This window comes from Methyloprofundus sp., assembly GCF_965251085.1.
GTDB lineage: Bacteria > Pseudomonadota > Gammaproteobacteria > Methylococcales > Methylomonadaceae > Methyloprofundus.
In genome coordinates, this window is the sequence record NZ_OZ252594.1 from 3,957,507 (window position 1) to 3,971,185 (window position 13,679).

The following is a 13,679-nucleotide window of genomic DNA, read 5'->3' on the forward strand; positions in this document are numbered from 1 at the left end:
CCTACTCTCTTCTTGAAAGACGATTCAGGATCTCCCGAGTTGCCGATTATTCCCAATGTCCAACATGCCATGCTTTACAACCCCGAAGCAGCCCTATGATACTTGTCATGCGCGTCATAGAATAGGGACTTCCAGAAAGGGTACTCTGTCGTCCTGCTTACGTAAAACCATTTCGAGGCTAAATCACTTCAACTTGCGCTTACGGCCTGCTGGCTTGCGCCCATCGTGCTTAACATTTGGAGTTACCTCCGCCTGCCCGATGTTTACTATCTGGTGGTTGACCTACCTTGCCAGAGCGGGACTTTCACCCGCTGGAATTATCGACCTTGCTCGGCCGCACACCCTTTGATTTTTCTTTGATTATTTTCCCTATACCAGGTTGCGTGAGACAGGCTCCTGTAAGACGGCAGAGTTTGGTGGTTTTGGCGCCTCGGTTTCAACTTCAAACGGTTTATTGGCTGTTGGTGCCCCATTGGCAAAAGATGGCGGTAGTATTCGCGGCGGTAAAATATTTTTCTATCAGTATGATCCAACGCAGGTAACGAACGGCACGGGTGGCTGGGTAGGAGATATCAACTTTGGTTTCCCCCAAAATACAGATGGCACAAATGTCACTCCGGATTCCCAGGCCGGTGCCGCATACGGTACGGTCGTGTCAATACGTTTTAACCCGGCATTAAACCGCGGTATTTTACTGGGCGGTGCGCCGTTATACGATGTCGGTGAAAATGCCTATGCCGGTAAGGTGTATGTCTATGAATATACTGCAGGAGCAACACCCGGCACCGGTACGGTTCAGTTTATTAATTCCGTGGAGGTTACGCAAGCTGATGCTCACTTTGGACAAAGTGTTACGTCAAATGGGATACACTTCCTTGTTGGGGCGCCTTTGACTGATTTAGCCGGGACAGATAATGGGGCTGGTTTCTTATACAGCTTCGTTCCTGTTTTGGGTGGTGCGATAACACAGCTACAAGCACTTATTCCAACCACAGGTACTGACCAGAACACCGGCATATCAGTCTCTCTTTCTCCAGGCTCCGCCCCAGGTGATTTAACCGGTAGCGTGATGTTGCTGGGTGGAAATGCATTGGCCTCGCAACACATATACAATGGTTTAACGAGTCCAAATGGCCCATATTCAACGGCTCCAGGCGGCCAGGTTAACACTTTAAATGGTGATGTTTTTCAAGATGGAGATATCGCCGGGTTTGGTTTTCAGGGTGATCGAGTCGAACTGTTTTTTGATAAACAGAATGTCAGCGGGATGCCAGACTGGTTGTTCCAAAAAACAGAGTCGGAATACGGTCGTGATATCAGTGTTGCTGGGGGTAGCGGGCTCAGGGTGATGGTCAATGGTAATGGCAATACCACGATTGGCGATGGCGGCGGTGTTGCTTATGCCTATTACACTGCTTCCTGTTACCACGGTGGTGATCTCAAAGCGAATGAATGGACCATGATTGGCTTGCAGTGTGATGTCAGTTCGGCTGGTGCCGGCGGCGCAGCAGCAGCAACTATTGATGAGATTTTCACACCCGACCTGGGTGCCTATGATACAAACTGGGTGATGTACCAACAGACAACTAAGGGAGATGGAAAGAAATAATCATCCAGAACAACCAGGAGAAATGGTCAAAAACCATTTCTCCAACGATGGCATTCGGTCAACAAACTGATAATACGTCTTCATTGCTTTTTTACCTACCTTTACTCCTGTTTCATATATTTTTTCTGTTAATTTAACAATAGGTGCTTTGCCATTGTAGGTCATACTTTTGGCAAATTTTAAAGTTGTTTCAACTGTATCCATTATGTCGCCACTAATATGATTTTCATAGGCTCCCCATACTCGTTCAATTGGGTTATATTTACTATGATAAGGAGGGTAGTAGGCCAGTTTTATCTTTATGTTGCTTTTTTCAGCAAACTCCACAAGCCTTTTTATAAACTGAGTTCTGGAGCTACTGTTCTCCATACCATTGTCAGCGTTAATTGTCAGAATATCTACTCCATATTTTTCTTGAATTTCTGGCCAAATTTCTTCCAATCGGTCAACGATGAAATCACTGCTGGCATAGCCTGCTGTAAAGAAAAGGAAAAAATCATCATGTTCAGGCAGATAAAAACCAAAAGGAGTTAACTTTTCCTTAACATCTAAATCATGATCCTCTGCTTTTGTTAAAACCCGATTTCGTCCTCCCCGTGAAAAATTTCCTATATTCATTCTTGCTTTGGCATCAATTGATATACGAATCTCTTTTGGGTTGATATCTGCCATTCCATTGACTGAATGAACTTGTTCAAAAATTGCATCCGTTTCCTTGATTTTCTTATGAGGCTTTGTTTTTTGTACCTTTTTTGGATGGTAACTCAGGTCATTTAATTTTGTATTGATAGTTTTTGAGCAAGGTAATGTTTTTTCATCGTAATAATCAATCTCCAGTAAACGTTTTCTAACTTCTTTAGCCGTTAGCCGGGTATATAATCGACAGGAATTAAAAGAGGGATCCGTTTGACACTCCGGTTCAGCAATTTTTTTTATGTCATCAAGTAGATGAGGAAAATGCTCTTCACTTTTATTACGCCCTCTCGCTGAAAAATTATCTTCTATGGGCTGAGTTTCAAGTTCATATTGTCCTTTTCGGATAGTGCCTCTATTCCATCCTAGTTTTTCTTCAGCAATACTTGCACCACCTGAGCCTAGTAGCTCCACCGTTTCAGCCATGAATATACGACGTACCGAGCCTTTTAAACGATGGGCTGTATTTATAATCCAACCTATAATGCTATCTGTTAATATCAACAAGCTTATCTGCCTAGTGTGAGAATAAATTCAGAATTCATTATTATAAATTATTGAGACACAAGCTTACTTCGTTTGGATGATTATTTCTTTCCATCTCCCTAACTATGTAGGTAGATATACCTATGACGCTGATGGTCATGGTGCTACTCCTAATGTCCCTTATGTGAAAATGGCGGACACCGATACCATGGTTCAAGGTCAGGGTTACTGGATTATTAGCGATACTGACAAGACCTGGACTATCCCTACAACAATAGGGGATGCCGCCACACAAACGGCGATCACTGCCTGGCCTGCGGGAGCGGTGCAGCCGCCGACGGCGCCCCACAGCATTGGAATTCCTACAAGGAATGATCTTGCCGGCATCTTTCCATATGACCTGGTCCCGTTGCTTGCAGCTAGAACAGCCCCCGTCGCCACCGACCCCACAAATGGCAGTGATAATAGAATGATGTTTTCAAATCCATTTTCATCCGCTGTAGACTGGAGTGATACGCTGATGGAAGTTCAGACCACACAGTCGTTTCTTGACGACAGTGGCTTGCCCAACACCCCAACAGCAGCCCTAGCTTTTGCTCTAAATCTAACCGGTGATCTTGGGGACACAGATCGGTCAGCGTATGTTTATGATCCAACCACAGGCGACTATATAACGATCGCCTACGCAACGCCTGGCCTGGCCCGGGGAATTAAGCCAGGGGAGGTTTTTTTTCTGCGCATAAGCAATTTCTCTGTTAGCTTCATGACGCCAATACTTGAACTCGCTGTGAGCAAATAGGAGATATAAACAATGAAAACAAGCAACACAAAATTTATGATCACGCTGCTCACAGCCGCGACATTGATCACATCAAGCGGCCTGGCGATCAGTAAAGGCAAACCAGCAAAAGACGCTACACAGAAACATAATAATCAGCCGGTAAAGCAATGGTATTTAAGTAATAGCGTCTCTGTTTATGATCCGGTCACTGAACAGACCCATAAGAGTATTAACCCGGCAGTATTGGGAAAACTGGCTGAAAGTAGTGATGGTTATGATAAACATGATATACGCCCTTATGCGTCATTGGCCAATTCCAAAGCAGCGGTGTTATTTATTCAAGAAAACTGGGGAAACCGTTCAGGCGAATTTAACAGCAACTATCATGGCAGTAAACGCCAGAGTGATAGCTGGGAAATGACGGTTTTCAGTACCGTAAAAGAGGGTAAAGTCACCTTAAACTGGAATGGCTTGTTTGAATTAACCCCGACTAATGCCCATGGCCGCCTTACGTATGCTGAAAACAAGACGCTGAATAGCCGGACATTGAAGCGCCTGCAGTTGATTGATCTGGAAACACTGGAGGTCATCCCGGCAGTATCAGCGGAAGGTGAATTAAACAGCTATACGTTCACTATGGAGACCGGTAAAACCAGCCGTCAATTTCGTTGGGTACTGGGCTCTATCAACGCCAGCCATTTTGATCCGGCCAGTGGTGCAATGAAATATATCAAAGAGCACCAGCCAGAGGTCTTGCGTCAGCGTCGCGGGATAAAGAAAGGCGGTAAATTTGGCCTTCCTCCCAGTTAATAACAATTTTATTAACGCAATAAAAAGGCAGCCCACGGGCTGCCTTTTTTGTTTCCCGGTTTCATAGACCGGGGAGTAGGCTTTAGCCTACACAAATTCAAGTAATTCATACGATTCATGCATACAACTCATGCTCCGTGTAGACTAAAGTCTACTCCCCTCTTTATCCGTCTTCTGCGCTGAAGAAACAGTTTCGTATTGGAGAAGGCTTGATTCATCATTATCTTAACATTTGGATTACGGTTTTTCGTAGATAGATATATTGAATTAGGGCGTATATTATAGACTTGGGGAGTAGGCTTTAGCCTACACTAATTCAAGTAATGCATACAATTCATTCATGCAATTCATGCTCCGTGTAGACTAAAGTCTACTCCCCTTTTTTCCATTCTTATTTGAAAATTATAATAAATACCAGGAGGTCTTGTGTCGCATAAGGTTCAACCCGTAAGGCGCATACGTAGGTTGGATGAGCTTATCAAGCGGAGCGTAGATAACGAAATCCGACACTTTCGGGTACCTTTATAAGTCGGATTTCGTTTTTTAATGCTCCGCAATAAAAAATCTCATCCACCTACGTGGTACGGTGTATCGTATATGTCGTAAGTTGAGTGAGTTTTGCGAAACCCCACATGTTTCGGGATGCACCTTGTTGATGTTGATGGTGCTGGTTTGATTTTGGTCTATGTGGTGTTGTTTGACTTGGGATATGTACCGCTTTTCTGCCTAACAATTTTGGGCTTGTTCTATGCGTTTTATGTCGGATTTCGTTTTTTAATGCTTTGCAATAAAAAATCTCATCCAACCTACGGTTTTGAATTTGTTTTATAAAACATATGACGGTGGATTATGTCTAATTACCGACGCTATCGTATTGCGGGTGGGTGTTATTTTTTTACTGTGACTTTGTTGGAACGGAATAAATCATTATTGGTTGATCATGTTGATTTATTACGGGAATCGGTGCGATTGTGTAAACAAAAACATCCGTTTTATATTGATGCGTGGGTGGTGTTGCCGGAGCATATGCATTGTATCTGGACATTACCTGAAGGTGATGCGAATTTTTCAAAACGTTGGAAATTAATTAAAGCAGAATTTTCCAAAGGATTGCCAAAAGATGAAAGGCGTATCAATGATACGTATAAAACGCGGTGAGCGAGGTATCTGGCAACGCCGCTTTTGGGAGCATACGATTCGAGATGATCGGGATTATGCAATACATATGGATTATTTACACTTTAATCCCGTTAAACATGGCTGGGTAACAAAAGTAATCGACTGGCGTTATTCAAGTTTTCACCGTTATCAAAAAAATGGACTTTATCCCGCTGATTGGGCAGGAAGTGAAGACAAAGATATTGAAGTGGGTGAGCGTCCTGTAGGTTGGATGAGCTTATCTAGCGAAGCGTAGATAACGAAATCCAACATTTTCGTATATTTGGCTCTTCGATATTGCATAATCAATTAATCTATCGAGTGAATTATTGGGCTTCCTACCGTCAGCCCAACCAACGCGCTTTAGTAAACGAAAAAATCTAGGGTCAAAGAAATATAGGGTCTTTGATTTAGGCTATGTCACCGTTAAGTGTGGAAAATATAGATCAAAACTTTTGAACGCTTGACCTACCAAGCTTTAAGCAGTATTTCACCACGTTCTTAAGTGATTGAAAAAAAATAAGTGATTTTAAAATTCCACACTTAACGGTGACATAGCCTTGATTTATGAGGGAGAGAACTTAAAAATAAAGATTTTTGAATTTCAGGGTACATGTAAAAATCATAAATCAAAGACCCCAATTTTCATCAATATAGATTTAAAATGGTATTTCATCATTATCTTCTTTGAAAGATAATTGCTCTTCATCAGTATCTATATATTCCCACATTTCATTTTGATGTAACCAAATGAGGTCAGCATTTCTTTCAATAAACTCATCTACATCAATACCATCAACTGTGGGACTTCTCTTTATTCTAACTTGCTTGCCATTAATAAAAATCCATTCATATTTTTTTTGGCGCTCAATTTTTGCATCTTTTCGGGCTTGTTTTTGTATTTTTGTAAGTGCCTTTTTAATTTTGGCCATTGCTAAATATTCATCATAACTTCAGTTATTTGAGACTGACCTAACTCAGTCAAAAAAACTTCATCAATTGTACGAACACCACACCTAGGGCACTTAACCTCTTCCTCGAAATCGGGTCTAAATGTTTGCTCATTCATTTTTATTTTTCCAACTTCAGAGTAAAATATTTGGTTGCATTTCTTACACTCAAAATTTATTTCCATGATTGTCTCCTTGCAGTGCTAACGCCCAGCTCACATTACGGAGTCTGGTGGTACTGCTTGTTAACACTTTTACCTTTGAAAGGTGATGATTACAACATCGCTGTGATCGTTTGAATACAAAAATTTTACAACCCGATACGTACCAATTGATTTGCCACTGATACAAATTGGAAATATTTGGTTTTCATCTTGTGGTAAAACACCAGTTCTGTACATTTCTAAAACCAAGCGTGTGGGCACTGTTAGTTTAACATTGCCACCTTCTGAGCGCTCAAAATCCATACGTTCCTTTGGGTAGCGTAAAGATGCCACAACACCACAATTATAAGGCATTAATGGCATGTTTATGTCATGTAGCTTTGAACCGTTTATTGAGATGCCTTTCACTGATACTCCACAGTTAATAATTTAGATATGAGAAACACGGGGTCAAGAAACACGGGGTCAGGTCCCGAATTGCGAATTTATTGACAAATAAGCTACAATAGAGAATAGTCAGCCGTCGCTCACTTTCAACAAAAACATTGTTACGCCGCATCATGAGCTCCTTTGCCGACATATCTAGTGTGCCAAGCGCTACTAAAAAACCAACACACTCTGAAAGGGGCTTGCAGTGTAATGCCCATTTTTACTCAATTGTGTTATTGTGCTGATAACTGACAAAAAAACTAGCAAAGACTGATATAGCTGACAAAAATAGTGTTATTCTCTAATGTCTGTACTACCTGACTTGCTATTTTTTTAGGGTTAATCATCACCCATATTAGTATCTGTGTATCAACAAGGTAAGCCATTTACAGGTACTCGTTTAAGTCATCGAGCGGCTCGTTAAAGTCATCAGGAATTTTATATCCTTTACCGGCTAAACCTCCTATTTTTACACCTTTGTGTTGGTCTAGTTTGTTTTCAATTTTTTCCTCAATAAACATTATCACTACTTTAGATTTTTTAGTTGTAGGAGGTATTTCTTCTAAAGTAATTTCCCCATTTTCATGAGTACCTTGAATGGCTGCATACATGATCTAACCCTCTTAAATAAGTTATTAACACTAAACAGTATCTGTAATTGAGTGATAGGTTTATAAATTTCTCATTTTGACACTCTATATCTCAGAACGCAAAGCGCTCCCGGTAAATATCCTCGGCAACCATAGAACATGAACAATGAGTATAAACGGAAATAATTTTGCGCTTTCATGATCAATAGTTTTCTATTTCTCTTGCTCAGCAAAAAATGCCTCAACATCTTTAATATCTCGTGTTCTACGCATAGCCGGCACGCTATTTAAAAACATATGTCCGTAAGACTTTTTGAGTAATCGAGGGTCACACAGCAATAACACGCCACGGTCATTTACATCGCGAATCAAGCGCCCTATTCCCTGGCGCAAAGCGATCACTGCAGTCGGTAACTGGTATTCGATAAAGGGCTTGCGGCCCTGCTTTTCCATGGCATCCAGGCGAGCCTTTAATACCGGATCGCCGGGTGATGAAAAAGGCAGTTTATCGATAATTACAGTGGATAACGCCTCTCCTCTTACATCGATACCTTCCCAGAAGCTGGCTGTGCCGAGTAATACAGCATTACCTTTTTGCTTAAAGTCATCCAGCAATATTGCTTTGGGTTTGTCTCCCTGAATCAGTATCGGATATTTGATCTGTTTATCTAATAATTTCGCCGCCGCTTGCAAAGCCCGGTGGCTGGTGAACAAGAAGAACGTGCGTCCTTTGCTGGCATTGATTACCGGAATAGCCACTTTAACAATTTCTTCGACAAATTCTGGCGCATTCGGCTGAGGCAAGCCCTTGGGATGATAGAACAAGGATTGATTAGGAAAATCAAAGGGGCTTTCCCAGCTATAACTTTTCGGATCACCTATACCTAAACTTTTAGCAAAATAATCAAATTTATGTGCGACACTTAAGGTTGCAGAGGTAAATACCCACGAGGCACTGTGCTGCGCCATAAACGCTTTAAATTCTGCTGCAATATCTAATGGGGTAAGGTTTAGGGTGAAGGATTTTTTATGCGTTTCATACCAGCGCACCCATTTCCCACTGTTATCCTGCATCACAGTTTTAAACTGTAGCTCTAGTTCTTCTGCACGCTTAAAGCAGCTTTCCAATCCTTTGCTACGCACAGATGCAAGCTCTAATTGATCGGCCAAAGTATCCAGATGCTCTTGCAGGCGCAGTAAACCATCCATAATTTTAGGGTTTGCTTCGAGATCCTTCCACTCACCCCGGGTCATATTCAAACCAAAGGCTAAGCGCATATCTTTAATTTCATGCTCCAGGTTTTCGCTAGCGACACGCAAATCAGGCATATCACTTGCATCCTGAAAGTATTCCATTAAAGCATCTTTGGCTAAATCGCTAAGTAACTTTGAGCTCAGCGACATGCCCAAGAAATTAGAAGCGGTATCGGCTAACTGATGCGCTTCGTCGATAATCACCACTTCTGCATTAGGCAGCAATTCGCCAAAGCCAGTTTCCCGAATTGACCAGTCTGCACACAGTAAATGATGATTTACTACGATTAAGTGTGCATCCTGAGCTTTTTTCCGTGCTTTCATTAAAAAGCATTCAGCATGCTCTGGACAATCCTGGCCTATGCAGTTTTCGCGTGTCGAAGTTGCCTGTCCCCAGATAGGGTTAGATTCCATTACATCTGGCATATCTGAAATATCGCCTGTGCGTGTGCTTTTAGACCATTTTTTTATATTCGCAAGGTCAGCAGCCTCTTCACGGCTAAAGCCTAAATTAGAGTGGACAGCGAGCTCTAAACGGTAAGTACATAGATAGTTCGCGCGCCCTTTTAGTAAAGCTGCAGAAAAGGGTACCGTCATCGCTTCGCGTATCAGTGGAACATCCTTATTAAACAGTTGATCCTGCAGGTTCTTTGTACCTGTCGATACGATGACCTTTTTGCCCGATAAAATCGCAGGCACCAGATAAGCAAAGGTTTTCCCTGTGCCTGTACCGGCTTCAACAATCACATGCTCTTTATTTTCTATGCTTTGCGCTATGGCCTCTGCCATTTCCACCTGCGCAGCACGCGGCAGATAACCTGGAATGACTTTTGCCAGTTTTCCGTCACTAGCGAAAAACTCCTCAATTTGTTGCTGATTATCCATTATTGTTTAATATTATCATTGCATTTAAGTATTTAGCTAAAGCAGTTACATATACTTCGCACGGCCACGGTTGCGGTTTTCTAGCGGCCGCTTTTTGCCGATAGCTGCGTTGCTGAAACAGTTGCGTAGCTAGCTATGCGCCTATTTCAGCGCCTTGCTCTCAACAAAAATCGACTCGTTATAAAATCCGCAACCGTCACCGCGCGAAGTATAAGTACCCAAGCATAATTAATCCAACATTTTACTTGTCTTTTTTCTAATTTTCAGCGTTGCATAAATAGTTGCGTAGCCAGCTATGCGCCTATTTATGCGCCTTGAAAATGAAAAAAAATTCTGCGTAAAATTTGTTAAATTAATTATGCTTGGGTACTTACCAACTCATCATTTTGTCATATTAATGTCATTAATATAATATTGATCTTAATAAAATTATGCCGCAAGAAGTTCCGAATTACCAATAACTTACATTGTTTTCTTATTAACTCAACCCATTTTTCTAAGGCTGGTGAAAAAGTTATAAGTTGACTTTTACCTCAAAATCATTAAATTTACTAAGCTGAAGTGATTGGAATTACCCGTAGCTCGGGATCAAAATAACATTCAACTTCTCTAAAGCTTAAAACTAATATTAGTCTTAACAACAACAAACACAGATCTATTTTTTAAATAGAATCTTTGGAGGAATTATATGAAGAAGCCTTTAAAAAGCTTACTACTTGCTTCAACTGTAGCAGCTTTACTTGCAACACCTTTTATTGCATCTGCAAATAGTGGCGTTGAGAACTTAACCAAAAACCCTGCTAATTGGGCTACTTGGGGTGGCGACTATGCAGGTACGCGTTATAGTAAATTAGATCAAATCAACGCCAAAAATGTTAAAAACCTGCAACCAGCCTGGTCTTTTTCTACGGGAGTATTACGTGGACACGAAGGTGGACCACTCGTAGTTGACGATATTATCTATATTCACACGCCTTTCCCTAATACGGTTTATGCACTGGATCAAGCAACACAATCAGTTATCTGGGAATATACACCCGTTATGGATGCTGATGTGACTATCCCGGTTATGTGCTGTGACACGGTTAACCGTGGATTAGCTTACGGCGATGGAAAAATCTTCCTGCAGCAATCTGATACTGTTTTAACAGCATTAGATGCCAAATCAGGAAAACGTATCTGGAGTGTGCAAAATGGTGATCCTAAATTAGGGATGACTAACACTCAAGCGCCTTTAGTTGTTAAAGACAAAGTTATCACCGGTATTTCTGGTGGTGAATTTGGCGTACGTGGTTTCTTGGCAGCTTATGACATCAAATCAGGTCAATTAGTTTGGAAAGGTTATAGTATGGGCCCTGACGGCGATACTATTATGGATCCTAAAAAATCAACAACCTGGAAAGATGGTAAAGTCACACCCGTTGGTAAAAACTCTGGGCTTAACACCTGGGAAGGTGACCAATGGAAAATCGGTGGCGGTACTACCTGGGGCTGGTTCAGTTATGACTCAGATTTAAACCTGGTGTATTACGGATCAGGTAATCCATCTACATGGAACCCAGTACAACGTCCCGGTGACAACAAATGGTCCATGTCTTTATGGGCACGTGATGCTGACACTGGTGAAGTTAAATGGGTTTACCAAATGACTCCACATGATGAGTGGGATTACGATGGTATCAATGAGACTGTTTTAGTTGACCAAAAAATTAAAGGTAAAATGCGCAAAACTGTCGTGCATTTCGACCGTAATGGTTTTGGTTATACATTAGATCGTGTTACTGGTGAATTGTTAGTTGCTGAGAAATTTGATGAATCAGTTAACTGGGCAACACATATTGATATGAAATCAGGTCGTCCTGTTTTAGATCTTAAGTACAGCACAGAAGCTAATGGTGAAGATGAAAATACTATCGGCACATGTCCTGCAGCATTAGGCGCTAAAAACCAGCAACCTGTTTCTTTTTCTCCTAAAACTGGATTATTCTATATCTCTGGTAACCACCTATGTATGGAATACGAACCATTTGAAGTTTCATACACTGCGGGCCAACCGTATGTAGGTGCTACTTTAACAATGATGCCAGCAGGTGCAGATGTACTAACGGGTAAAAAAGACGGTACAACTAACCTTGGTCAGTTCACTGCTTTTGATGCAACGACTGGTGAAATCAAGTGGTCTAACAAAGAAACATTCTCTGTCTGGTCTGGTTCAGTTGCAACGGCAGGTGACATCGTATTCTACGGCACATTAGAAGGTTACTTAAAAGCAGTTGACGCTAACACAGGTAAAGAATTATATAAATTCAAAACACCTTCTGGCATCATCGGTAACGTAAACACTTGGTCTTACAAAGGCAAGCAATACGTAGGTGTACTTTCTGGTATCGGTGGCTGGGCTGGTATTGGTATCGCAGCAGGTATCGATGACGGTACTGACTCTTCTAACACAGAAGGTCTAGGTGCTGTTGGAGCATATAGAAGCTTAAGCGCTTTCACTAAATTAGGTGGTGTATTTACAGTATTCGCACTACCAAACTAAGCTAATCTGTTTCTAGATTAACTTAAACCTAAAAAGCCCCGGCTATTTTTTTAGCCGGGGCTTTTTTGTATCTGCTATATTGTGTATGTAAAGTAACTGTGGGGCGCGGCTTTAGCCCGCCTTTTAGCTCAATGCTGTTGACTTAAGAATAATCTCCCACTCCAGAGGGAGAAAATTGGGGATCAAGGGATTATCAATGCATGATTTTATACTCCTCACCCAACCCTCTCCAACAAGAGAGGGCTTAAGGCAACAGCATTGGCCTTTTAGCTTGTCCAAGCCGGACTAAAGCCACGCCCTACAGATATAACCACCTAATCACATCATAAAGGGAACTCATGTCAGCTTCACACTTTTCAAAACCACTGTTCGCTACCTTATTACTTTTCGTTGCACTTGCTAGCCATGCAACTGAAAAATTTAGAGTTTGCGCTGACCCACTTAACCCTCCCTATTCTTCTAAAAAACAGGATGGCTACGAAAATAAAATTGCCGAATTGTTTGCCAATAAACTTGGACAAGAAGTTGAATATTATTGGTTTCCGCAACGCATCGGTTTTGTACGTAACACGTTAAAAGCAACGGTGGGTGATACCGAGCAGTTTAAATGCGATGTCATTATCGGTATACCCGCAGGTTTTGACTTTACTGCAACGACTGATGCTTATTACCACTCGACCTATGTATTATTGATCGCCAAGGGGCGTGGCTGGGACAATATTACTATTCCTGAACAACTCCGATCACTTCCGCTTGCCAAGCAGGATAGTTTAAAAATAGCCATGTTTGACCGAGGCCCAGGCACAGCCTGGCTACAGCAGAATGGTTTATTAGAACAAGGGGTACCCTATCAGACCATGACCGGTGACAATGAAAACAACACTGCCATGATGATAGAAAAAGAACTCCAGGCAGGCAACATTGATATGGTCATTTTATGGGGCCCGATGGCGGGATACATCGTCGCGAAAAACCCGGATGATTATCTAATATTGCCGATGAAATCAAGCCTGAATATGAAGTTTGATTATTCTATGGCTATGGGCGTGCGTTATGCAGATAAGCAACGTAAAGCTCAGCTAAATGAGCTTATCCATAGTAATCAGGCGGAAATTGATAGCATCCTGAAAAGCTACCACGTGCCTTTATTAGCTATACCAGCAAAGCAAAAGCGCAAGGATGATGATTAAGCCTTAAGCTCTTTGGCTAGATTGCTAGAGGTGTATCGCACTTCGCGTGATAAGCGCCTTCATTAAGCTAAAAAGTGCTGTAGGAGTGCAATAGCTTTAGCTATTGCTGTTACACATGAAAAGCTAAAGCTTTTTTAC

General features: G+C 41.7%; 12 protein-coding genes and 1 pseudogene. 7 read left to right on the top strand and 6 right to left on the bottom strand.

Translation table 11 applies throughout. From position 1 onward, the window contains the following. Window positions 1-379 precede the first annotated feature (379 nt). Window positions 380-1,609: a hypothetical protein gene (locus ACQY3F_RS18660; protein WP_428356512.1), complete on the top strand. Its 1,230-nt coding sequence runs from the start codon at window positions 380-382 to the stop codon at window positions 1,607-1,609. Here ACQY3F_RS18660 and ACQY3F_RS18665 read toward each other — a convergent pair whose 3' ends face one another. Beyond that, window positions 1,610-2,806: an ISAzo13 family transposase gene (locus ACQY3F_RS18665; RefSeq protein ID WP_428352931.1), complete on the bottom strand. Its 1,197-nt coding sequence runs from the start codon at window positions 2,804-2,806 to the stop codon at window positions 1,610-1,612. Window positions 2,807-2,885: 79 nt separating this feature from the next. Here ACQY3F_RS18665 and ACQY3F_RS18670 point away from each other — a divergent pair, with 79 nt between their 5' ends. From ACQY3F_RS18670 to ACQY3F_RS18685, 4 genes and pseudogenes are all read left to right on the top strand, one after another. Continuing rightward, a complete protein-coding gene (locus ACQY3F_RS18670; RefSeq protein WP_428356514.1) occupies window positions 2,886-3,587 on the top strand; it encodes a hypothetical protein in 702 nt (233 codons plus the stop codon). Between the two features lie 12 nt (window positions 3,588-3,599). After that, a complete protein-coding gene (locus ACQY3F_RS18675) occupies window positions 3,600-4,379 on the top strand; it encodes a hypothetical protein (RefSeq protein WP_428356515.1) in 780 nt (259 codons plus the stop codon). Between the two features lie 642 nt (window positions 4,380-5,021). Next, on the top strand, window positions 5,022-5,210 hold the full coding sequence (locus tag ACQY3F_RS18680; RefSeq protein WP_428356516.1) for a hypothetical protein: 189 nt from the start codon (window positions 5,022-5,024) through the stop codon (window positions 5,208-5,210). 18 nt (window positions 5,211-5,228) lie between these two features. Further along, window positions 5,229-5,793 (top strand): annotated as a pseudogene (locus ACQY3F_RS18685) (REP-associated tyrosine transposase). A 403-nt stretch (window positions 5,794-6,196) separates the two neighbouring features. On the opposite strand, the gene ACQY3F_RS18690 reads toward ACQY3F_RS18685, so the two are convergent. From ACQY3F_RS18690 to ACQY3F_RS18710, 5 genes are all read right to left on the bottom strand, one after another. Continuing rightward, window positions 6,197-6,469 carry a hypothetical protein gene (locus tag ACQY3F_RS18690; RefSeq protein ID WP_428356517.1) on the bottom strand — a complete coding sequence of 91 codons (273 nt, stop codon included), beginning with the start codon at window positions 6,467-6,469 and terminating at the stop codon, window positions 6,197-6,199. Between the two features lie 2 nt (window positions 6,470-6,471). Then, window positions 6,472-6,672: a hypothetical protein gene (locus tag ACQY3F_RS18695; protein ID WP_428356519.1), complete on the bottom strand. Its 201-nt coding sequence runs from the start codon at window positions 6,670-6,672 to the stop codon at window positions 6,472-6,474. Between the two features lie 69 nt (window positions 6,673-6,741). Further along, complete coding sequence (locus ACQY3F_RS18700; protein ID WP_428356520.1) at window positions 6,742-7,014, bottom strand: hypothetical protein; 273 nt, start codon at window positions 7,012-7,014, stop codon at window positions 6,742-6,744. 452 nt (window positions 7,015-7,466) lie between these two features. Next, window positions 7,467-7,691, bottom strand: a complete 225-nt coding sequence (locus tag ACQY3F_RS18705; RefSeq protein WP_428356521.1) for a hypothetical protein — start codon at window positions 7,689-7,691, stop codon at window positions 7,467-7,469. A 192-nt stretch (window positions 7,692-7,883) separates the two neighbouring features. Further along, window positions 7,884-9,809, bottom strand: coding sequence for an ATP-dependent DNA helicase (locus ACQY3F_RS18710; protein WP_428356523.1), 1,926 nt, complete (start codon window positions 9,807-9,809; stop codon window positions 7,884-7,886). A 688-nt stretch (window positions 9,810-10,497) separates the two neighbouring features. Between ACQY3F_RS18710 and ACQY3F_RS18715 the strand changes: the two genes are divergently transcribed. After that, window positions 10,498-12,351 (top strand): PQQ-dependent dehydrogenase, methanol/ethanol family, encoded by a 1,854-nt coding sequence (locus tag ACQY3F_RS18715; RefSeq protein ID WP_428356525.1) that lies wholly within the window; start codon window positions 10,498-10,500, stop codon window positions 12,349-12,351. Window positions 12,352-12,689: 338 nt separating this feature from the next. Beyond that, a complete protein-coding gene (locus ACQY3F_RS18720; RefSeq protein ID WP_428356526.1) occupies window positions 12,690-13,541 on the top strand; it encodes a quinoprotein dehydrogenase-associated putative ABC transporter substrate-binding protein in 852 nt (283 codons plus the stop codon). The last annotated feature ends 138 nt before the right edge of the window (window positions 13,542-13,679 follow it).